Origin of the sequence: Paroceanicella profunda, from assembly GCF_005887635.2 — a bacterium.
In the GTDB taxonomy this organism is placed as follows: domain Bacteria; phylum Pseudomonadota; class Alphaproteobacteria; order Rhodobacterales; family Rhodobacteraceae; genus Paroceanicella; species Paroceanicella profunda.
This window is the reverse complement of sequence record NZ_CP040818.1, coordinates 2,172,494-2,192,447: the sequence shown is the minus strand read 5'-3', so window position 1 is coordinate 2,192,447 and position 19,954 is coordinate 2,172,494. Positions and strand designations below refer to the sequence as shown.

The following is a 19,954-nucleotide window of genomic DNA, read 5'->3' as shown; positions in this document are numbered from 1 at the left end:
TCTCCGCCCCGCCCCGCAAGCCGCCTCGCGCCCTGTGCACACGCGCCGCGACGGCCCGTCCGCCCTGCGCGACACACCCCCGGGAACAGGCTCCGCCCGGCGCCCCGCCCGGCCCGTTTCAGGCGGCCCGGACCAAGCCTTCGCACCGTCGCCGCGCGCCCCTGGCCGGTGTCAAACCCGTCCGCGCCAAGGAAAGAGCTTGCTATCTGCGGCCAGGAGGCGCAAACAGACTGTGCATTCTGAATTTCGTGATCCTGTTCGTTACCGGCCAGCATTCGACGTTGAGCTGCCGGGTCGCCGCATGTTGCGGGCGACACTAGATACGAAGGAACATTCCATGGCGAATGGCAAAGTCAAATGGTTCAATGCCACCAAGGGTTTCGGCTTCATTGAGCCGGAAGGTGGCAAGCGCGACGTGTTCGTGCACATCTCCGCAATCGAGCGCGCAGGCCTCACCACGCTGGCCGATGGCCAGGACGTGACCTTCGACATCGAAGCAGGCCGTGACGGCCGCGAGTCCGCGGCCAATCTGGCTCTTGCCTGAGATTGCCGAGGCGCTGCTTCGCAGCAGCGCGACATGGTTCGAGAGAGGGCGCTTCGGCGCCCTTTTTTATTGGCCCGCGCGCGGTCGACGCTCCGGACCGCCCCCGGCCAGCCCGGAGCCCCGGGTATTTCAGACCGGCAGCGCGGCGGGCCCGGCGATCTCCGAGAGCGGCAGCGCCTCGTGCCGCATCACCCGCCCCGTCTCCAGGTATTCCGCGACAAGCGGCTTCAGAAGGCCACGTTCTGCGAGGAACCTCAGCGGATTATGCCCGGCTCCGGCAATGCTGTAAGCCCTGGTTTCGCGGACTCTGCGCCGGATCAGCCGCGCGTGCTTCGCATCGGCCCTGCCCCCCTCGTCGAGCAGAATCGAAAAGGGCACGTCCGAAGTCATGGTCCTGAGATGGTCCCGCCTGAAGTCGATCCGGGCAACATCCCGCGACCAGCGACTCTCGAACGGAACCACTTTGGGGTCCACACTGAACTGCGGTGACACCAGCAGGCCCCTCGAAATCCCCAATGCCTCCGCGTAATTGAAGCTCGCATAGGCACCCATCGAGGAACTGTACGCAATTTTCTCATCTCCGTCCGGAACGAGGCTCCGGACGCAGTCGATCACGTCCTGCATTTCGTCGCCTTGGTACCAGCAGTTGGCTCGGGGTACGATTCCCACGAAGCCGTACCCGAGGGATCCGGTGAATCTTGCTGAGCCGGGGAGACGATCCAGCCCGGTCTGCTTGTTCCACGCCATGAATGCGACCAGATGCTGTTTCGGCCGCGTTGTAGGCGGCGCGATGACAACGCGGTAATCGCCTCCCCGAAAAACTTCTCTCATGAGCTTTGGCTTCCCCAGAATTTCCCCCCAGCCCCAGACGATCAAGGCGGATTAAATGATTGAAAATACGACTCATAATTGCGTGCTCGAATCGCCAAGCTCGACCATCGTACCCTCCAATGCCCGCGGAAGTCTCCTTCGCGAACCCGGTCAGCCCCGGGAATTCTGATGAACCGGATCGCACGGTCGCGCTTCGCACGCGAAACACCGCCATTTGCAGTGCCGCGCCGAATGAAGTGAGATGCCCGCCCGGCATCGCGGCCCTGTGCGCAGCGGGATTACCGGGTTGGTCTGGTGCGGACGGAGGGACTCGAACCCTCACTCCCGAAGGATACGGATTTTCGTACCGCCACGGCTTTCGCCGCCGTCCGGGCCCTCCCGGACGTTTGCAAGTCTGGACTATCCCTTCGCCATGGCCTTCCGGCTACAGGCGCCGCCCGTCTAGTCTCTACACCTTCCCGCAAGTGCGGGCTTGGCTCGGGATCAGCATCGGCCGGACCGGAAGCCTTCCCCGAATTTGAGCGGTTCTGCACCCGGGGTTTCCCCCGGGGCACTCAAGCGTATCTCAAGTCCGTTGCGTCTACCGATTCCGCCACGTCCGCGACAGGCCCCTCTTGCCACGGCGCCCGGGAGTTTTCGAGCGCAAAAGCGGCCCTCAGGCGAGAGCGGCGTCCGGCGGGGTTTCCAGGATGTCGGTGGCGCCCAGCGCTTCGGCCATGGCGCGGATCTCCGCGGCCACCGCGCCGAGGCGGTCGGTGTCCTGCGCCCGGGCCACCAGCGTGCAGCCGAAGCGGCCCTCGCGCTGGAACGGATAGGAGCCGATGGCGACATCCGGGTTGGCCGCCGCGATCTCGCCCAGCGGCGCGGCCACGGTCCCCTCGGGCAGGAACACCCGCAGGGAGTGCGAGCGCAGCGGCGCGCCGCCGGTGAGCGTGGGCAGCACGCCCTCCACCATCGCCTCGAACACCGCCGGCACGCCGGCCATCACATGCACGTTGCCGATGCGGAACCCCGGGGCTTTGGAGACCGGGTTGTCGATCAGGTCCGCTCCGTCCGGAATGCGGGCCATGCGCAGGCGGGCGGCGTTCAGTTCGGTCTCCGGGTTGCGGTAATTGGTGGCGAGGATGGCGCGGGCGTCCTCGCGCACGTCGATCCCCACGCCGAAGGCCTGCGCCACGCAATCGGCCGTGATGTCGTCATGGGTGGGGCCGATGCCGCCGGAGGTGAAGACATAGGTGTAGCGGGCGCGCAGCGCGTTCAGCGCCGCGACGATCTCGCCCGCGTCATCCGCCACCATGCGGGCCTCGCGCAGGTCGATCCCCGCCTCGGTGAGGCGCCTGGCGAGGTGGTTCATGTTGGAATCCCGGGTGCGCCCGGAGAGGATCTCGTCTCCGATCACGAGCATGGCTGCGGTGGGGTTGGGCATTCCTCGGCTCTCCTTGTCAAGCTGCGGCCTCTGGTCTACCCGGGGGAGATGCACTTTGCCCAGCCCCTCGTGCGCGCCACGCTCCTGCGTCGATACAAGCGCTTCCTGGCCGACGTCACCCTGCCCGACGGCCGGGAGGTGACGGCGCATTGCGCCAACCCCGGGGCGATGACCGGGCTCGCGGTGCCGGGAACGCCGGTCTGGCTGGAACCCGCGCCGCCGGGAAAGCGCAAGCTGGACTGGTCCTGGCGGCTGGCGGAGCTGCCCGGCCCCCATTTCGCCGCCGTGGACACAGGGCTGGCCAACCGGGTGGTGGCCGAGGCGCTGGCGGGAGGCGCTCTCCCCGCGCTCGCCCCCTGGCCCGACATGCGCGCCGAGGTGCGTTACGGCGCGGCCAGCCGGGCCGACTTCCGCCTCGAGGGGCCGGGCCTGCCGCCGCTCTGGCTCGAGGTGAAGAGCGTCACCCTGTGCCGCACCGCCGGCCTGGCCGAGTTTCCCGACACGGTGAGCGCCCGGGGCGCGCGGCACCTGGCCGAGCTCGCGGCCCGTGTGGCGGCGGGAGACCGGGCGGTTCTGCTCTATCTCGTGCAGCGGACGGATTGCACCCGCGTCGCCACCGCCGCCGACATCGACCCCGCCTATCACGCGGCGATGACCGCCGCGCGTGCCGCCGGCGTGGAGGTGATGGCCCATGCGGCGCGGATAGCGCCGGGGGGAATCAGCCTCGGCGCGCCGGTTGGGGTTGTCCCCCCTCTTCACTTGGCAGGTGAGGAGGAGTAAGTGAACAGACTGGAACCGTGCCGCGCCCCCGCGACACCGCGGGGCCCGTCGGCAGGTCCGACCTGCCGCGAGGGGGAGCGGCGGCACGCAGTCTCCGGCCCGCTCCTGCGGAGCGACCGGAGCGCGAGGCGCGAGTGCGCGTGGCCACCGGGCCCGCGCGCCTGCTGGAGGAATGGAGACGAAGATGGACGACAGCAAGCCCCGCGGCACCGCGCGCCTTTCCCGTGACGGCATCAACCTGCACGATCCGCAGGATTTCGCCGGCATGCACAAGGCCGGCCGCGTGGCCGCCGAGGTGCTCGACATGATCGCCCCCTTCGTGCAGCCCGGCGTTACCACCGCAGAGCTGGACGAGCGCTGCCGCCTGTTCATCGAGGAGGCCGGGGTGATCTCGGCCACCATCGGCTACAAGGGCTACCAGCACGCCACCTGCATCTCGATCAACCACGTGGTGTGCCACGGCATTCCCGGCGCGAAGGCGCTGCGCGACGGCGACATCCTGAACATCGACGTGACGGTGATCGTGGACGGCTGGTACGGCGACACCAGCCGCATGTTCGTGGCCGGCAAGGTGCCGCGCCGCGCCGAGCGGCTGATCCAGATCACCCATGACGCGCTGATGATCGGCATCGACCAGGTGAAGCCCGGCAACACGTTCGGCGACATCGGCGCGGCGATCCAGGAGTTCTGCGAGGGCGAGCGCTGCTCGGTGGTGCGCGATTTCTGCGGCCACGGCCTGGGGCGCAGCTTCCACTCCGCCCCCAACGTGCTGCATTACGGCCGCCGCGGCGCCGGGGCGCGGCTGGAGCCGGGCATGTTCTTCACCATCGAGCCGATGGTCAATCTCGGCCGCCCGGAGACCAAGATCCTCGGCGACGGCTGGACCGCCGTGACCCGGGACCGCTCGCTCTCCGCGCAGTTCGAGCATTCCATCGGCGTGACCGAGACGGGCTGCGAGATCTTCACCCTCTCGCCCGCCGGCCTGTTCCACCCCACCTGGACCGCCTGAGCCCGCAGGCGCGCCGCTTCGCGCCCGCCGGCCGGACCGCGTGCGACACTCCCGGGGCCCCTGCCGGCCCGCATGCCCGCCAACCGGGCCGCTCCGCGGCCTGCCTGCGCGGTGACGGGGGCCCATAGAACGGGCGGGGCCCCGCCTGCGACACTCCCGCTGCGCCTGCCCGCGGCACGCATGTGTTCGCGCCGGGTCGCTCCGCGGTTTGCATGGGGTCGGCCCGCCGATGCCATCTGACGGGCGGGAGGCGCCCGGGTCAGACATGGCCGGTGTGAGGCGCGGTCCGTTCCCCGATCCGGCGCGCGCTGCGGCCCGGCGGCGTGGGTGAGGCGCAGGTCGCCGCGCCGGGCTTAACCTCCCATTTACCACGCCGGCACAAAGCTGCCGCATGACCAGATCACCCACCAGAACCGGGCTCGGAGAGCCTCCCCTGCCGGGCTTCGACCTGCTGGCGTGCGGCGCGGAGCCCGTGCCGCCGCAGCCGGCCGCGGACCCACATTACCATGACCATCGCAGCCGTCTGCGGGCCCGGTTCATGCAGGCGGGGCCCGGCGCGCTGGCCGATTACGAGATGCTCGAACTCCTGCTGTTCCGCGCCATTCCGCGGCGGGACGTGAAGCCGCTGGCCAAGGACCTGCTGGCCCGGTTCGGCGATTTCAACGGCGTGATCTCCGCCGCGCCCGCCCGGCTGGCGGAGGTGCGCGGCGTGGGCGATGCCGTGATCCAGGAGCTGAAGATCGTCGAGGCCGCCGCCCACCGGCTGGCCCGCGCGAAGGTGCTGGGGCGCGACGCCATCGCCTCCTGGGACGCGCTGCTGGCCTATTGCAAGACCGCGATGGCGCACCGCGACACCGAGCAGTTCCGCATCCTGTACCTGGACCGGCGCAACGTGCTCATCGCCGACGAGGCGCTGGCGCAGGGCACGGTGGACCACGTGCCGGTCTACCCGCGCGAAGTCGCCCGCAGGGCGCTGGAACTGAACGCCTCGGCGCTTGTCCTCGTCCACAACCACCCCTCGGGCGACCCCACGCCATCGGAGGCGGACATCGACATGACCGGGCAGGTGCGCGACGCGGTGGAGGCGCTCGGCCTCGTGCTGCACGACCACCTGGTGATCGGCAAGGAGAGCGACGTGAGTTTCCGCGCCGAGGGTTATCTCTGATCCGGCTCCCCGGCCCGCGCCGCGCGCAACCAGACCTCCACGCGCCGGTTCACCGCCCGGCCGGCGGCATGGGCGTTGCAGGCCACCGGCGAGATCTCGCCATAGCCGAAGGTGGCGATGTGCACATCGCCCGCCCGGCCGGTCGGCAGCGCGCCGAGCACCAGCGCCCGCATGTCCTCTGCGTCGCGCAGGGAGAGGTCGCGGTTGAGGTCGGCCCGGCCGATGGAATCGGTGAACCCGGCGAACAGCACCTCGCGCCCGGCGAAGGCGCCGGAGGCGAGCAGCCGCGCCAGCCGGGCGATCTCCTCACGGCTGCGCGTGTCGGGCCGGCCGGTGGCGGGGTCCATGCGCAGCGTGGTCGACAGCCGCTCGGCGTCGCGCAGCTCGGTGAGCAGGGCGCGGATCTCGCCCACCCGGCCGTCCTCGTCCGGGGCCAGCAGGGTATTGGCCAGCCGCACGCCCTGCTCGCCCAGCCCGATGCGCATCGGCGACAGGCTCACGTAGCCGGCGGCCTCCACCTCCGGCGCCGCCGCGGGCGAGAGCAGGAAGCTGGCGAGGGCGCGGCCGCGGGCCTGTGCGCCGGGCCGCGCGCTGGCCAGTTCCAGCGCCACGACGAAGGGATAATCGCCGGATTTCACGGTGAAGGGCGACGGGGGCTCCAGCCGCCCGCAGGCATCCTCGAGGCCGGGCTGGCGCAGCCCGCCGGCATGGGATTGCCCGATCATCGCCAGTGCCCCGGGCGTGCGGGCCACCGCGGCGGCCAGCGCCCCGGCCGTGTCGAACATCCGCACCTGCGCGCCCGGTGCCCGGCCCGCCGGGGCCATCAGCAGCGCCTCCACCCGGGCGCCCGAGCCGCCTTGCGGCGCGAGCAGGAAGGGCACGATGCGCCCCGGCCTGCCCCCCAGCGCGGACCAGTCGGTGATCTCGCCGGCGAAGGCCCGGGCCAGGTCGGTGAGCGAGATGGCCTCCACCGGGTTGCCCGGCGCGGTCACCGGCACCAGCGCGTCGAGCGCCAGCGTCCGGCCGGGCTCCGCGGCACCGCGCGGCCCGGAGGCGGGACGGGCCGCACGCAGCGCCTCCGTCTCCCGCGGGCGCAGGGCGCGGTCGGTCAGCGCCAGGTCGGCGGTGCCGTCCAGCAGCGCCTGCAGGCCGGCATCCGTCGGCAGGGTCTCGGAGGCGACGGTCTCCTCCGCCCCGCCCCCGCCCTCGCGGGACCGGAACCCGGCGAGCAGGCCGGGCAGCAGCCGGCCGGACAGGTCCGGGGCCACGGCCAGCCGGACCGTGCCCTCCGGCCCCGTCTCCTGCATCCCTGACTCCTGCGCCCCGGCCTCCTGCGGGCAGGCCGTGCCCTCGCAGCGCACGCGGTCGATGTCGAGCGAGATTTCCCCGACCGGGGTGGCGAGCCGGAAGGTGCCGTCCTCCACCGCCAGCAACCTGCCGGTCACCGACATCGTGCCGTCGGTGGACCGCAGGGTCACCGTCGCGTCGTCCTGCGCCGCGGCGCCCTGCCCGAGGGCCGCGACCAGACAGGTGGCCAGGAAGAAACCGCGTCTCGCACTCAAAGGATCATCTCCACCCTGCTTCCGGTTCACACCGAGGTGCCGCCGGAGCGCCCGCCCGGCCATCCGACAGGCCCGCACGGGCGGCCCCGGGCCCACCCGCGCGGGGGGCCGCTTCCGGGGACATGAAGACCATATCGGCGGGGCGGGCGCAATGTCACCCGGGGTCGTCCCCGCGCCCTGCCCGGCTTGGCCCTGCCCGGCCCGGCTTGGCCCTGCCCGGCCCGCCTTGGCCCTGCCCGGCCCGGCCTGGCTTTGTCTGGCTCGGCTATGCGCTGCCCAGCTCAGCCCTGCGCTGCCCGCCTCGGCCTTGCCCTGCCATCTCGGCCTTGCCCGGCCCGTCTCGGCCTTACTCTGCCCAACTCGGCCTTGCCCTGCCCGGCTCGGCCCGCGTGCCGGCGCTTCGGCTATTGACCTCGCCGCGCTGCCCAGCACTATGCGCCGGATCGGACCCTGGGAGAGCAGCATCATGAAATTCGGCATCGGCCAACCCGCGTCCCGCGTCGAGGACCAGCGTTTTCTTACCGGCACCGGCACGTATGTCGACGACATCGCCCTGCCCGGCATCCTGATCGGCCACGCGGTGCGCAGCCCCGTGGCCCATGCCCGGCTCACCGCGCTGGACGTGACCGAGGCCCGCGCCCTGCCCGGCGTGCGGGCCGTCTACACCCATGCCGAGACCGCCGATCTCGGGCCCATCACCTTCCGCATGCCGCTGAAGCAGAGCGACGGGCGGGATTTCGCCGAGGTGCTGCTGCCGCGGCTCGCGGACGGGGTGGTGCGCTTCGTCGGCCAGCCGGTGGCCTGGATCGTGGCCGAGACGCGCGACATCGCCCGCGATGCCGCCGAGCTGGTGGAGATGGAGTTCGAGGATCTCGACGTCGTGGTCACGCCCGAGGCCGCGCTCTCGCCCGGCGCGCCGGTGCTGCATGAGGCCGCTCCGGGCAATGTCGCCTATGACTGGGACATCGGCGACGCCGCGGGCACCGAGGCCGCCTTCGCCGCGGCCGCCCACATCGCCCGGATGACGGTGGTCAACCAGCGCGTGGTGGTGAACCCGATGGAGCCGCGCGGCATCCTGGTGCGCTACCTGCCCGAGACGGAGAGCTGGGAGGCCTGGACCGGCAACCAGGGCGCCCATTCCGCCCGCGACAACCTGGCCCGCGGCCTGGGCGTGCCGGCCGAGAAGGTGCGCTGCCACACGCCGGACGTGGGCGGCGGCTTCGGCATGAAGCTGATGGACCACCCGGAATACCCGCTCGCCGCCCGCGCCGCGAAGGACACCGGCCAGCCGGTGAAATGGGTGGGCGACCGCTCGGAGAGCTTCCTCTCCGACGCGCAGGGCCGCGACCTCACCTCCGAGGCCGAGGGCGCCTTTGACGCGGAGGGCCGGGTGCTGGCGCTTCGCGTCTCCTCGGTGTCGAACCTCGGCGCGTATTATTCCTCCTCGGGGCCGGGCGTGCACACGCTGTTCTCCGCCCCGCTGCTGGGCGGCATGTACGACGTGCCGGTGTTCCACCACCGGGTGCGCGGCGTGCTCACCAACACCACGCCCACCGACGCCTATCGCGGCGCCGGACGGCCGGAGGTGATCCATGTCACCGAGCAGGTGATGGAGGCCGCCGCCGCCGTCACCGGCATCGACGGGGCCGAGCTGCGCCGCCGCAACCTGATCCGCGCCGCGCAGATCCCCTATCTCACCCAGGGCGGCTTCCTGTTCGACAGCGCCGACCCGGAGGCGAACCTGGACCGCACCCTGGCGGCCGTCGACTATGCCGGTTTCCCGGCCCGCCGCGCCGAAAGCGCGGCGCGAGGCAAGCTGCGCGGCCTCTCGGTGAGCTACTACTTCGAGCGCACCGGCGGCGGGCCGAACGAGAACGCCACCATCCTGGTGAACACCGACGGCTCCGTGGACACCGCCGTGGGCACCCAGAGCACCGGCCAGGGCCACGAGACCGCCTGGGCGCAGATCGTGCACGAGAAGCTGGGCCTGCCCTTCGGCTCCATCCGCCTCGCGGCGGGTGACAGCGCCCGGCTGCCGCTGGGCGGCGGCACGGGCGGCTCGCGCTCGCTGATCATGGCGAGCCGGGTGTTCCTCCTCGCCGCCGAGGACGTGATCGCCAAGGGGCTGGAGCGCGCGGCAGACCGGCTGGAGGCCGCCCCGGCCGACATCGCCTTCTCCGCCGAGGAGGGCGGCGTGTTCCGCATCGCCGGCACGGACCGCACCGTCACCCTGCTGGAACTTGCGGCGGAGGCGGAGATCCTCGGCCAGGGCCGGGTGGGCGACAGCACCTCCACCTTCCCCAACGGCTGCCACGCGGCGGAAGTGGAGATCGACCCGGAAACCGGCGAAACCACCTACCTGCGCCACGTCGTGACCGATGATTTCGGGGTGATCGTGAACCCGCTGCTGGCCTCCGGCCAGGTGCATGGCGGCATCGCGCAGGGGGCGGGACAGGTGCTCGGCGAGGCGGCGGTCTGGGACCCGGACACCGGCCAGCCGCTCACCGGCTCGTTCATGGATTACGCCATGCCGCGCGCCGCGGACCTGCCGATGTTCGAGACCAGCTTCAACGAGGTCCGCTCCACCACGAACCCGCTGGGCGTGAAGGGCTGCGGCGAGGCCGGTTCGGTCGGCGCGCTGCCGGCGCTGGCACTGGCGGTGCAGAACGCGCTCGCCTCCGCCGGCGTCTCCGCCCTGCGGCCGCCCTACACCCCGCTCACGGTGTGGAAGGCGCTGCAAGGCGTGGTCTGACCGGCTGCGCCCTCTCACCGGCGCAGCCGGGAGGGGGCGCTCTGGCGGAGACAGGCGCCGCGGGAAGGGTGAGGCGCGCCGCACCCCGTCCGCCACCGCGCGCTTTCCCGGGCCGGTGCCGCCCCTCGTGCGCCCGGGTTTTCACGCGAACTGGTGGCCCCGGGTTCAGGGGGCCGGTCCATGTGCCATGGCCCTCAACCACCCGGTCGCCCCTTCCCCGGGGCGTGGGAGGCCATCGCTCATCCCCGGACTGCGGCCCCACTGTCGGGGCCTGGCCGAGATGCGGGGCCGGACGGTGCCTCCGACGAAGTGCGGGGCGCGGACGGTGCCTCGGCCAAGGGGTGCGGCCGGAGCCTGTTCCGCAGGATGCGTTGCCCGGGCCCGATCCCGCGCCGGCGCCCCGCGCTTCTGGAGAGACAGAAGACGTCGGACACCTCAGCTCCGGCAGAGTTGCCTCCACGCGGAGACCCGAGCGCCCTCTCGCCCCCCCGGAAACGACACCGCCGCCCCGGCGGGAACCGGGGCGGCGGTGAGGGGTTTCGCGCGGGCGCGGTCCGGATCAGAACTTGCCGTGGCAGGCCTTGTACTTCAGGCCGGAGCCGCAGGGGCACGGCTCGTTGCGGCTCACCTGGCCCCAGGTTTCCGGGGCATTCGGGTCAAGCGTGGTGACCTCTTCCTCGGCTGCGGCCTGGGCCGTGGGGCCGGGCTGGGCGGGGGCCGCGGCCACAGCCCCGGCACGGGCCTGAGCCTCGGACGCCTGCTTGGCCGCCGCCATCTCCTGCAGCCGGGCGATCATCGCCATCTGCTCCTCGCGCGTCATGATCTGCACGTGGCTGATCTGACCGGTCACGTCCTCGCGCAGCCGGTTCAGCAGGCTCTCGAACAGGGTGAAGGCCTCGGACTTGAACTCGTTCAGCGGGTCGCGCTGGGCATAGCCGCGCAGGCCGATCACCGAGCGCAGATGCTCCAGCGTCAGCAGGTGCTCGCGCCAGTGCTGGTCGATGGTCTGCAGCAGAACCTGCTTCTCCACCGAGCGCATGGTGTCGGGGCCGTATTTCGCCACCTTCTCGGCGATGAGCTTGTCGGTCTCCCGGTAGAGCCGCTCGCGGATCTCCTGGTCGTCGACACCCTCTTCCCCGGCCCAGGAAATCACCGGCAGTTCGGCGTTGAAATAGCGGATCACGTCGGCGTGCAGGCCCTGGGTGTTCCACTGGTCCGCATAGGCCTTGGCCGGCATGTACTTCGTGACGAGATCGTCGATGAGCTCGTGGCGCATGTCGCGCACGGTCTCGGAGAGATCGGTGGCGGCCATGATCTCGCGGCGCTGGTCGAAGATGACCTTGCGCTGGTCGTTCATCACGTCGTCGTATTTCAGGATGTTCTTGCGGATGTCGAAGTTGCGCGCCTCGACCTTGCCCTGCGCCTTCTCCAGCGCCTTGTTCACCCAGGGGTGGACGATGGCCTCGCCCTCCTTCATCCCCAGCCGCTTGAGCATCTTGTCCAGCCGGTCGGAGCCGAAGATGCGCATCAGGTCGTCTTCCAGCGAGAGGAAGAAGCGCGACAGGCCCGGGTCGCCCTGACGGCCGGAGCGGCCGCGGAGCTGGTTGTCGATGCGCCGGCTCTCGTGGCGCTCGGTGGCGAGCACGAAGAGGCCGCCGGCCTCGATCACCCTGGCCTTCGCCTCGGCCACGGTCACGGCCACGCGGGCGCGGATCTCGGCCTCGTCGGCGCCGTCGCCGGCCTTCTCCATCTCCTCGGCCACCTGCATGTCGACGTTGCCGCCGAGCTGGATGTCGGTGCCGCGGCCAGCCATGTTGGTGGCGATGGTGATGGTGCCCGGGCGGCCGGCCTGGGCCACGATATGGGCCTCCTGCTCGTGGAAACGGGCGTTGAGCACATTGTGCTCCAGCCCGCCCTCGGCGGCGGCGGCGCGCAGCGCGGCACAGATCCGGGTGAGGTAGGCGTGGCGCTCCGCTTCCTTGCCCGGCTTGATCTCCGCAGCCCAGCCCTCCAGCCGGTCAGCGGTGTCGGTGAGGAAAGTCACGTCCTTCAGCAGGCGCGAGATCAGCTCGGATTTCTCGATCGAGGTGGTGCCCACCAGCACCGGCTGGCCCCGCACATGCGCATCGGCGATGTTCTCGACGATGGCGGCATACTTCTCCATCGCGGTGCGGAACACCTGGTCGTCCTCGTCCTGGCGCGCGACGGGAAGGTTCGTCGGCACCTCGAGCACGTCGAGCTTGTAGATCTCCATGAACTCGTCGACCTCGGTGAGGGCGGTGCCGGTCATTCCGGCGATCTTGTCATAGAGACGGAAGTAGTTCTGGAAGGTGACGGAGGCGAGCGTGACGTTCTCCGGCTGGATCGTCACGCCTTCCTTGGCTTCGATGGCCTGGTGCAGCCCCTCGGACAGCCGGCGGCCGGACATCATGCGGCCGGTAAACTCGTCGATCAGCACCACCTCGGCGCCGCGGACGATGTAGTCCTTGTCCCGGGTGAACAGCTTGTGGGCGCGCAGGGCCTGGTTCACGTGGTGCACGAGGCTCACGCTTTCCGGGTCGTAGAGGGTTGCCTCGCCCTTCAGGTGGCCGGCGGCGCGCAGGCGCTGCTCCACGATGTCGTTGCCCTCCTCGGTGAGGATGGCGGAGCGGGCCTTCTCGTCGATCTCGTAATGTGCCTCGGTCAGCTCCGGGATGAACTTGTCGATGGCGACGTAGAGGTCGGACTTGTCCTCCGTCGGGCCGGAGATGATCAGCGGCGTGCGCGCCTCGTCGATCAGGATCGAGTCCACCTCGTCCACCACCACGAAGCCGTGGTCGCGCTGGAACATGTCGGACAGCTGCGACTTCAGGTTGTCGCGCAGGTAGTCGAAGCCCAGCTCGTTGTTGGTGCAATAGGCGATGTCGGCCTGGTAGGCGGCGCGCTTCTCCATCTCGCTCTGCCCGGGGACGATGACGCCCACCGTGAGCCCGAGGAAGTTGTGCACGCGCCCCATCCACTCCGCGTCGCGGCGGGCGAGGTAATCGTTCACCGTCACCACGTGCACCGACTTGCCGGAGAGCGCGTTGAGGTAGCTCGGCAGCGTGGCCACCAGCGTCTTGCCCTCACCGGTGCGCATCTCGGCGATGGCGCCGGAATGCAGGATGATGCCGCCCATCAGCTGCACGTCGAACGGCCGCATGCCCAGCACGCGGCGCGAGGCCTCGCGCACGGTGGCGAAGGCGTCCGGCAGAATGTCGTCGAGGCTTTCCCCGGCGGCCAGCCGGGCCTTCAGCGCCGGGGTCCGGGCCTTCAGGTCGTCGTCGGACAGGGCCGACACCTCGGTTTCCAAAGCGTTGATCTTCGCCACGATCGGGCGGAGTGCCTTGATCTTGCGGTCATTGGCCGAGCCGAACACCTTGCGGGCCAGCGTCCCCATACCAAGCATTGTCTGCTCTCCCAGTCACGTCGCGGGTGCGCCGTCTCTTGGGCGCGGAATCTCATGAAGGCGGCACGCACCCCCGGCTTGCGTTCACAGGAGCGTTGGGGGGATTGTCCGCCAGCGTCCGACGCAGTAGATGAGGGCAAGTCGCCGCCGTGGCCTCAAATCGGCCGGGCCGAGATGTAAGGGGCGTGGCGGCACCTGTCAACGGCACCCGGGGACGCGGGCGCTCCGACCCCCAGCGGCCGTGCCGCAGACATGCACGAAAGGAACTTTCATGAAATTGCTCTCCTCGACGGCCCTGGCGCTGCTCGCCTCCGCGGCCCTCGTTCCGGCGGCCTTCGCGCAGGACACCGCTCCGGCCACGACGCCGGATGCGACGGCTCCCGCCGCGGCCGACGAAGCTCCCGCAGCGGCCGACTACACCGCCCAGTCCGTCGTCGCCACCGTCGACGGCGAGGAGATCACCCTGGGGCAGATCAACATGGTCTGGGCCGCGCTGCCCGACCAGTACAAGAAGCTCCCCGGCGACGTGCTGTTCCCCGCGCTGATCGACCAGGTCGTGAACCAGATCCTGCTCGCCAAGGCCGGCGAGGAGGAGGGCCTGGACCAGACCGACGGCGTGAAGCTCGCAGTGGAGAATGCCCGCCGCGACGCCATCGCCGGCGCGCTCATCCGCAAGTCGATCGACGAGACCGTGACCGACGAGGCGGTGAAGGCCGCCTATGACGCGCAGGTCGCGAACCTGCCCGAGGAGCAGGAGATCAACGCCAGCCACATCCTGGTCGAGACCGAGGACGAGGCCAAGGAGATCAAGGCAGAGCTGGACGGCGGCGCCGATTTCGCCACCCTGGCCAAGGACAAGTCCACCGGCCCCTCCGGCCCGCAGGGCGGCGAGCTCGGCTGGTTCGGCAAGGGCCAGATGGTTCCCGCCTTCGAGGAAGTGGCCTTCGGCCTGGAAAAGGGCCAGGTCTCCGACCCCGTCCAGACCCAGTTCGGCTGGCACGTGATCAAGCTCAACGACACCCGCGTGAAGCCCAAGCCCACGCTGGACGAGATTCATGACCAGCTTGTGAACCAGCTCTCCGAGAACGTGGTGCGCGAGCGCGTCGACGCCCTGCGCGCCGCTGCGAAGATCGAGAAGCCGGACACCGGCATCCCGGCCGACGCGATCAAGGATCCGGCCCTCCTGGGCCAGTAAGCTGCCGGGGCAGGACCGTTCCGGGTTGAACCGCGATCCGGGAAGGGATCCTGCTCCGCTTCGACCAGTCAGAGGGGACGCCCGGGTTCAGGCAGGTTCAGTCCGAACCGTTTTCCCTCTAGAGTGCCCGGGCCGCGGAACACCGTTTCCGCGGCCCGATTCTATCTGCAACACGCGCCTGAACAGCGACTGACGGGGACATCCGGGAACAAATCCATGGCCAAGGACGACGGCAAGAAAGCCAAGAAGGCGAAAGCCGACAAGAAGAACGGCGGCAAGAAGGACAAGGCGAAAGCCGCCGCAGCCGCGCCGGTGAAAGCCGCGCCCGCGGTCTCGCCGCTGGCGCCCGAGGGCGGCTTCCCCGCCCTGCCCGCCATCGCCGGCGTGCGGCTCTCGGCCGTGGAGGCCGGGGTGCGCTACAAGGGCCGGCTGGACGTGATGCTGGCCGAGATCGACGCCGGCGCCTCCGTGGCCGGCGTGTTCACCCGCTCGCTCACCCGCTCCGCCCCGGTGCACTGGTGCGAGGAGATCATCGCGCGTGAGGCCGAGGGCACCGCGCCCAAGGGCAAGTACGGCATCCTGGTGAACTCCGGCAACTCCAATGCCTTCACCGGCTCGAACGGCCGCATCGGGGTGGAGACCACCGCCGCCTCCGCCGCCGCCGCCATCGGCACCCGGCCCGGCAAGGTCTTCGTCGCCTCCACCGGGGTGATCGGCGAGCCCCTGCCCGCCGAGCGCATCACCGCGAAGATGGACGAACTCGCCGCCGGCCTCTCCCCCGAGAAGATGGAATTCGCCGCCCGCGCCATCATGACCACGGACACCTTTCCGAAAGGGTGCACCCGCATGGTGGAGATCGACGGCACTCCGGTGACGATCTCCGGTTTCGCCAAGGGGTCCGGCATGATCGCGCCGGACATGGCCACCATGCTGGTGTTCATCTTCACCGATGCCTGCATCGCGCAGCCGGTGCTGCAGAAGATCCTCTCCGCGCGCAACGCCGCCACCTTCAACTGCATCACCGTGGACGGCGACACCTCCACCTCCGACAGCCTGGTGCTGGCCGCCACCAACAAGGCGAAGATGGCGCCGATCACCTCCGCCACCTCCGCCGCCGGCAAGGCGTTCTCCGACGCGCTCGGCGAGGTGATGCTGGACCTCGCCCAGCAGGTGGTGCGCGACGGCGAGGGGGCGACGAAATTCGTCTCCGTTTCCGTCACCGGCGCGAAGAGCACCGCGGCCGCCCGCACCATCGGCCTCGCCATCGCGAACTCGCCGCTGGTGAAAACCGCGCTGGCCGGCGAGGACCCGAACTGGGGCCGCATCGTGATGGCCGTCGGCAAGTCCGGCCAGGCGGCCGACCGCGACAAGCTCACCATCCGCTTCGGCGACACGGTGGTGGCCGAGAACGGCTGGGTCTCGCCCGCCTATCGCGAGGAAGACGGTGCCGCCTACATGAAGCGCGCCGAGATCGACATCCATGTCGACGTGGGCGTGGGCAGCGGGGCCGCCACGGTCTGGACCTGCGACCTCACCCACCGCTACATCGAGATCAACGCGGATTACCGCTCGTGAAATCGGTGCTCGTCTCGGCCTGCGCGCTGATCGACCCCGACGGCCGGGTGCTGCTCGCGCAGCGCCCGGAAGGCAAGTCCATGGCCGGCCTGTGGGAGTTCCCGGGCGGAAAGGTGGAGCCGGGGGAGACCCCGGAAGCCGCCCTCATCCGCGAACTTCACGAAGAATTGGGCATCGAGACCTGGCAGAGCTGCCTTGCCCCGCTCACCTTCGCCTCCCACGCCTATGAGAGCTTCCACCTGCTGATGCCGCTCTATATCTGTCGGAAATGGCAGGGAATTCCGGCGCCGCGCGAAGGGCAGACCATCCGCTGGGTGCGCCCGAACGCGCTGCGCGACTACCCCATGCCCGATGCGGATGTGCCACTCATCCCGCATCTCATGCAGTGGATATGACGAACGATTTTACCGTCTCCGACGAAAATGGTACGTGCATCTCCCTCAATCTTCACGCATCTTTAACACAGCGGCCATAGAAACTACATAACAGCCGCCTCATTCGGGGAAAGGAAACGCCAATGCTTGGAACCATCGTCATCGGGAGCTGTGTCTCCGTTCAGGGTGAAATCGTCCGGTACCACCGTGACGGGCGCATGAGTGTACGTGTCGGGAACCTCACGTTCACGGGTCGCGCCGTGAATGCGGGAGAGGAATCGGCCGCGCGCGCGCCGGCCGTCGTCACCCCGCGTCGTGTCTCCGTGGCCTGACGGCCAGCAGACATCCTGAAAACAGAATTCCCTTCGCCCGGCCTCTTTCGAGGGCCGGGCGTTTTCATGTCTGCCGGTACTGCGCTGCCCGGGCTCAGCCTGCGGCGGGCACCGCCCAGCCCTGAAGCTCCCGGCACAGGATGTCGATCAGCATCGCCACATGCGCGTCACCCGCGTTCAGGCAGGGAATATAGGTGAATTCCTCACCGCCGGCGTGCAGGAAGCTCTCGCGGATCTCCTCGTTGATCTCCTCCAGCGTCTCCACGCAATCCGACGAGAAGGCCGGCGCCATGATCGCGATGCGCCGTGTGCCGGCCCTGGCCATCCGCGCCACCTCCTCGACCGTGTAGGGCTGCAGCCACTCCTCCGGCCCGAACTTCGACTGGAAGGTCACCTTCAGCTCGTCATCGCTCATCCCGAGCCGATCGCGCAGCAGGCGCGAGGTCTTCCGGCACTGGCAGTGATAGGGGTCGCCCTCCATCAGGTAGCGCTTCGGCACACCGTGATAGGAGGTGATGAGGTGCTCCGGCCGCCGCTCCATTCCCGCGTACACCGCCTCCACCGAGCGCGCCAGCGCGTCGATGTAGAGCGGATGGTCATAATAGGCCGGCACGGTGCGGATGGAGGGCTGCCATTTCAGCTTCATCAGCGCGCGGAACGCCTGGTCATTCGCGGTGGCCGTGGTGGCCCCGGCATATTGCGGGTAGAGCGGGAAGAACACGATGCGCTCGCAGCCCGCCGCCTGCATGCGCCGGATCACGCTCTCGGTGGACGGATTGCCGTACCGCATGCAGAAATCGACCATCACGCTGTCGCCGAACAGCGCGGCGAGGCCGGCCCGCACCGCCTCCGTCTGCTCACGCGTGGTGGTCAGCAGCGGGCTCTCGTCACGCTCGGTGTTCCAGATACTGGCATAGGCGCGGCCGGAACTGAACGGGCGCTTCGTGAGGATGATGCCCTGGAGAATCGGTTGCCACTTCCAGCGCGGGTAATCGATCACCCGGGAATCCGACAGGAATTCAGAGAGATAGCGCCGCATGGACCAGTAATCCGTGCCATCCGGCGTGCCCAGGTTGGACAGGATCACCCCCACCCGGGCCCGCGGTTGCGCGGGGTGGTCTGCGGGCGCATGGGCCAGGCGCCCCTGCCCCGGCTGGTCCCGGTCCGTCTCGTCAGCCATCGTGGCACTCCTCTGTCCTCTGGGTGGCAGGCCCGGTGTACCCCGCGCCACGCCGGGCTCCAAGTGCGCAGCGGTCGCGCCCGTCAATCCTCGCCGGCCTTCTGGCCGGCGCTGCGCTCGGCGGTGCCCAGCGCATCCGCCAGCCGCGCCACGGCCGAGCCCGGGCGCTTCGGCACCGGCTGGTCCGCCGACGGAGCCCAGCCGGTGAGAAACACCAGATCGAAGGTCGCCGGCACCCGCCCGTCGGCACCCGCCCAGCGCGCCTGGTAGATCTCGCAGGCCCGCAACAGCACGTCACGGCGCAGCGGAACCCGACGCCGCTGCCGCATCACGTTGCCCTCCCCCATCGCGCGCAGCTCCCGCATCAGGTTGAGCGGCGAGGCATAGGTGACCGTGAGCCGCTCCGTGTCCGCCACCGGCATCGCGAAGCCCGCCCGTTGCAGCAAGGCCCCCAGGTCACGAATCTCGGCCATCGGCGCCACCCTGGGCGACAGGCCGCCGGCGCGCTCCACCTCGGCCTCCGCCAGGGCCGCGCGCAGCTCGTGCAGGGTCTGGCCGCCGAAGCTCACCGCCAGCATCAGCCCGTCCGGCTTCAGCCCCAGCCGCATCTGGATCAGCGTGCCCACCGGGTCACGCGACCAGTGCAGGCCCAGCCCGTGCACCACCAGGTCCTGCGCGCCACGCTCCAGCGCCAGCACTTCCGTGTCCTCCACCAGTGCGGGGGCCCCGGAGAGACGCGGGTTTCCCGCCAGTTCCTCCGCCCAGACCGGCGCCTGCCAGCCGATCACCGCCGGTGCGCTAAACGATCTGTTAACCTCGATCAGGCGTTCTGAGACTCGCGCCGCGGCCTCGCGGTGCAGGAAGGTCTCCGGCGCCGGCAGCCTGGCGCGGCGGCGCGCGAGCAGGTCGATATCGAAGAGATCGGGGGGAGTCGTCATCATGATCCGCCAAATGTCCGGGACACCGGAGATAGTGCGTGGCGCGGCCGGAGAAAACCCATTCCTTTGCTGAACGCCCTTGGCCGGCGGATGCTGGACCTTGTTTACCCGCCGGTCTGCATCGCCTGCGCCGAGCCGGTGGAGAGCCAGCGCGCGCTCTGCGCGGCCTGCTGGCGCGACACGCAGTTCCTCACCGGCGCGCTTTGCGAGGGCTGCGCCAGCCCGGTGGAGGGGGCCTTCGCCGGCCCCGACCTGCACTGCGCACGCTGCTCCGCCCACCCGCCGCCGTGGGACATCGCCCGTGCCGCCATCGCGCATGAGGGGCCCGGCCGGCGGTTGATCCTGTCACTGAAACACTCCGGCCGGCTGGAACTCGCCAAGCCCATCGCCGGGTGGATGGCGCGAGCCGGAGCCGACCTGCTCGACCGGGCAGACGTGATCGCCCCGGTGCCGCTGCACTGGCTGCGCCTTGCCCGGCGCGGGCACAACCAGTCCGCCGAACTGGCCCGCGCGCTCGCCCGCCTCTCCGGCAAGCCCGTCGTCCTCGACCTTCTCGCCCGGCATCGCCACACGCCCAGCCAGGTGGGGCGCGACCTGGATGCCCGCGCCGCGAACCTCGCCGGAGCCATCGCGCCGGGGCCGCGACACTCCCTCACCGGCCTGCGCATCCTGCTGGTCGATGACGTGATGACCACCGGCGCCACGCTCACCGCCTGCGCGACGGCCTGTCTCGCCGGCGGCGCCGCGGGTGTGGACGTGCTCGCCGCGGCGCGCGCCCTCGCCCCGGAAACCCGCGTTCGCCCGCCCGGGTGATTGCAAGCCGGGACGAAACGCTTATATCTGGCTTTGTTCCGGTTTTCCCAG

Annotated in this window: 16 protein-coding genes; 10 read left to right on the top strand and 6 right to left on the bottom strand. The window is 70.2% G+C overall.

All coding sequences use genetic code 11. From position 1 onward, the window contains the following. Positions 1-337: 337 nt before the first annotated feature. On the top strand, positions 338-544 hold the full coding sequence (locus FDP22_RS09830; RefSeq protein WP_138571902.1) for a cold-shock protein: 207 nt from the start codon (positions 338-340) through the stop codon (positions 542-544). A 129-nt stretch (positions 545-673) separates the two neighbouring features. Here the strand turns inward: FDP22_RS09830 and FDP22_RS09825 are convergent, their stop codons facing one another. Then, on the bottom strand, positions 674-1,168 hold the full coding sequence (locus FDP22_RS09825; protein ID WP_138571903.1) for a hypothetical protein: 495 nt from the start codon (positions 1,166-1,168) through the stop codon (positions 674-676). An 862-nt stretch (positions 1,169-2,030) separates the two neighbouring features. Beyond that, on the bottom strand, positions 2,031-2,801 hold the full coding sequence (locus tag FDP22_RS09820) for a competence/damage-inducible protein A (protein WP_138571904.1): 771 nt from the start codon (positions 2,799-2,801) through the stop codon (positions 2,031-2,033). Between the two features lie 48 nt (positions 2,802-2,849). On the opposite strand from FDP22_RS09820, the gene sfsA reads away from it, so the two are divergent. From sfsA to radC, 3 genes are all read left to right on the top strand, one after another. Then, positions 2,850-3,581 carry a DNA/RNA nuclease SfsA gene (gene sfsA, locus FDP22_RS09815; RefSeq protein ID WP_138571905.1) on the top strand — a complete coding sequence of 244 codons (732 nt, stop codon included), beginning with the start codon at positions 2,850-2,852 and terminating at the stop codon, positions 3,579-3,581. Between the two features lie 184 nt (positions 3,582-3,765). Then, on the top strand, positions 3,766-4,590 hold the full coding sequence (gene map / locus FDP22_RS09810) for a type I methionyl aminopeptidase (protein WP_138571906.1): 825 nt from the start codon (positions 3,766-3,768) through the stop codon (positions 4,588-4,590). A gap of 391 nt (positions 4,591-4,981) precedes the next feature. Then, positions 4,982-5,755, top strand: coding sequence for a RadC family protein (gene radC, locus FDP22_RS09805; RefSeq protein WP_138571907.1), 774 nt, complete (start codon positions 4,982-4,984; stop codon positions 5,753-5,755). Here the strand turns inward: radC and FDP22_RS09800 are convergent. Continuing rightward, on the bottom strand, positions 5,746-7,317 hold the full coding sequence (locus FDP22_RS09800) for a phosphate ABC transporter substrate-binding/OmpA family protein (RefSeq protein ID WP_138571908.1): 1,572 nt from the start codon (positions 7,315-7,317) through the stop codon (positions 5,746-5,748). The two genes, radC and FDP22_RS09800, sit on opposite strands and share 10 nt — an antisense overlap. Before the next feature lie 466 nt (positions 7,318-7,783). Here FDP22_RS09800 and FDP22_RS09795 point away from each other — a divergent pair, with 466 nt between their 5' ends. Continuing rightward, positions 7,784-10,069 (top strand): xanthine dehydrogenase family protein molybdopterin-binding subunit, encoded by a 2,286-nt coding sequence (locus tag FDP22_RS09795; RefSeq protein WP_205910767.1) that lies wholly within the window; start codon positions 7,784-7,786, stop codon positions 10,067-10,069. Between the two features lie 559 nt (positions 10,070-10,628). Here the strand turns inward: FDP22_RS09795 and secA are convergent. Next, entirely contained in the window at positions 10,629-13,487 is a 2,859-nt protein-coding gene (secA, locus tag FDP22_RS09790) for a preprotein translocase subunit SecA (RefSeq protein WP_430225868.1), read from the bottom strand. 280 nt (positions 13,488-13,767) lie between these two features. Here secA and FDP22_RS09785 point away from each other — a divergent pair, with 280 nt between their 5' ends. From FDP22_RS09785 to FDP22_RS09770, 4 genes are all read left to right on the top strand, one after another. Continuing rightward, a complete protein-coding gene (locus FDP22_RS09785; RefSeq protein WP_138571911.1) occupies positions 13,768-14,691 on the top strand; it encodes a peptidylprolyl isomerase in 924 nt (307 codons plus the stop codon). A gap of 216 nt (positions 14,692-14,907) precedes the next feature. After that, positions 14,908-16,266 carry a bifunctional glutamate N-acetyltransferase/amino-acid acetyltransferase ArgJ gene (gene argJ / locus FDP22_RS09780; RefSeq protein WP_138571912.1) on the top strand — a complete coding sequence of 453 codons (1,359 nt, stop codon included), beginning with the start codon at positions 14,908-14,910 and terminating at the stop codon, positions 16,264-16,266. After that, the gene (gene mutT, locus FDP22_RS09775) at positions 16,263-16,661 is read left to right on the top strand and encodes an 8-oxo-dGTP diphosphatase MutT (RefSeq protein ID WP_138571913.1); all 399 of its coding nucleotides are present in this window, start codon (positions 16,263-16,265) and stop codon (positions 16,659-16,661) included. The genes argJ and mutT overlap by 4 nt, the downstream gene beginning before the upstream one ends. Positions 16,662-16,783: 122 nt before the next feature. Continuing rightward, positions 16,784-16,972: a hypothetical protein gene (locus tag FDP22_RS09770; RefSeq protein ID WP_138571914.1), complete on the top strand. Its 189-nt coding sequence runs from the start codon at positions 16,784-16,786 to the stop codon at positions 16,970-16,972. A gap of 94 nt (positions 16,973-17,066) precedes the next feature. Here FDP22_RS09770 and hemH read toward each other — a convergent pair whose 3' ends face one another. After that, on the bottom strand, positions 17,067-18,152 hold the full coding sequence (hemH, locus tag FDP22_RS09765) for a ferrochelatase (RefSeq protein ID WP_138571915.1): 1,086 nt from the start codon (positions 18,150-18,152) through the stop codon (positions 17,067-17,069). An 83-nt stretch (positions 18,153-18,235) separates the two neighbouring features. After that, positions 18,236-19,093, bottom strand: coding sequence for a methyltransferase domain-containing protein (locus FDP22_RS09760; RefSeq protein WP_346728818.1), 858 nt, complete (start codon positions 19,091-19,093; stop codon positions 18,236-18,238). Between the two features lie 63 nt (positions 19,094-19,156). Here FDP22_RS09760 and FDP22_RS09755 point away from each other — a divergent pair, with 63 nt between their 5' ends. Further along, entirely contained in the window at positions 19,157-19,903 is a 747-nt protein-coding gene (locus FDP22_RS09755; RefSeq protein WP_239031740.1) for a ComF family protein, read from the top strand. Positions 19,904-19,954: the final 51 nt, after the last annotated feature.

Excerpts from the sequence above, each read along its gene's own strand:
- FDP22_RS09830 (WP_138571902.1), top strand. The coding sequence starts at position 338 with ATGGCGAATGGCAAAGTCAAATGGTTCAATGCCACCAAGGGTTTCGGC.
- FDP22_RS09825 (WP_138571903.1), bottom strand. The coding sequence starts at position 1,168 with ATGCAGGACGTGATCGACTGCGTCCGGAGCCTCGTTCCGGACGGAGAT.
- FDP22_RS09820 (WP_138571904.1), bottom strand. The coding sequence starts at position 2,801 with ATGCCCAACCCCACCGCAGCCATGCTCGTGATCGGAGACGAGATCCTC.
- sfsA (WP_138571905.1), top strand. The coding sequence starts at position 2,850 with ATGCACTTTGCCCAGCCCCTCGTGCGCGCCACGCTCCTGCGTCGATAC.
- map (WP_138571906.1), top strand. The coding sequence starts at position 3,766 with ATGGACGACAGCAAGCCCCGCGGCACCGCGCGCCTTTCCCGTGACGGC.
- radC (WP_138571907.1), top strand. The coding sequence starts at position 4,982 with ATGACCAGATCACCCACCAGAACCGGGCTCGGAGAGCCTCCCCTGCCG.
- FDP22_RS09795 (WP_205910767.1), top strand. The coding sequence starts at position 7,784 with ATGAAATTCGGCATCGGCCAACCCGCGTCCCGCGTCGAGGACCAGCGT.
- secA (WP_430225868.1), bottom strand. The coding sequence starts at position 13,487 with ATGGGGACGCTGGCCCGCAAGGTGTTCGGCTCGGCCAATGACCGCAAG.
- FDP22_RS09785 (WP_138571911.1), top strand. The coding sequence starts at position 13,768 with ATGAAATTGCTCTCCTCGACGGCCCTGGCGCTGCTCGCCTCCGCGGCC.
- argJ (WP_138571912.1), top strand. The coding sequence starts at position 14,908 with ATGGCCAAGGACGACGGCAAGAAAGCCAAGAAGGCGAAAGCCGACAAG.
- FDP22_RS09770 (WP_138571914.1), top strand. The coding sequence starts at position 16,784 with ATGCTTGGAACCATCGTCATCGGGAGCTGTGTCTCCGTTCAGGGTGAA.
- hemH (WP_138571915.1), bottom strand. The coding sequence starts at position 18,152 with ATGGCTGACGAGACGGACCGGGACCAGCCGGGGCAGGGGCGCCTGGCC.
- FDP22_RS09760 (WP_346728818.1), bottom strand. The coding sequence starts at position 19,093 with ATGATGACGACTCCCCCCGATCTCTTCGATATCGACCTGCTCGCGCGC.